This is a genomic window from Cryobacterium sp. MLB-32, assembly GCF_000738085.1.
Classification (GTDB): domain Bacteria; phylum Actinomycetota; class Actinomycetes; order Actinomycetales; family Microbacteriaceae; genus Cryobacterium.
The window spans coordinates 1-743 of sequence record NZ_JPRS01000425.1 but is presented as its reverse complement, the minus strand read 5'-3'; the positions used below and the strand labels follow the sequence as shown (position 1 = coordinate 743).

General features: G+C 60.3%; 1 protein-coding gene. It reads right to left on the bottom strand.

Annotated features, from left to right (window positions below; translation table 11 throughout):
- Positions 1–694 (bottom strand): glycosyltransferase family 4 protein (locus tag JF66_RS19110; RefSeq protein ID WP_231556512.1); only part of this gene is annotated, 694 nt, incomplete at its 3' end.
- Positions 695–743 lie beyond the last annotated feature (49 nt).

The window sequence follows — 743 nt, the reverse complement described above, 5'->3', positions numbered from 1 at the left end:
GAATTCGGCTGCCGGAGCGACCCTTTCTCAGCTTCTTGGTGGGCTGCTTGTCGGCGGCAGACTTCGGGTCCCGACAGAATTCCACGAGGGGTGCGAGCGCTTTGTCCCAAGTGAAACTCTCACGAACACGATTCACATTGGCGCGAGCGCTGGCGATCGCGTCCTCATCAAACAGGTAGGTCTCGAGCGCTTCCGCCAATGCGACCTGATCACGTTCAGGCACTGCGGCGCCCAGGGATTCCCGAGCGACGAGACTCCCAAAGGAATCGCCCTCCGTCGTCACGATCGGCAGCCCCGCCCAGAGGTAGTCGAGAATACGCGTGCGGAAGGAGAAGGTCGTTTCGACGTGCTGGAAGTGGGTCGAGACACCCAGATCTGCCTCCAGAAGGTAGTCCTGTCGATCGCCATACGGCACCCATGACTCGTTGAAGAACACGTGTGTTCCCGTGAGCCCCAGCTCATCGGCGAGGATTCGGGCGGCGGCAACCGCCTCCATCTCTGGCACAGCGGGATTGGGATGTTTGACGCCCATGAAGAAGAGCCTGATGTTCGGATGTGCAGCCGTGAGCTGGGCAACAGCGCGGATCAGCGTGTCGGGGTCAAACCAGTTGTAGATGCCTCCGCCCCAAATAATCACCTTGTCGCCCTCGTTGATGCCCGGGACCACTCCCCTGAGGGAAGGTCGTTGATGCACGGGATCCTCGGAAGGAATACCGAATGGTGCCTCGGCAATCAGTGAGTCA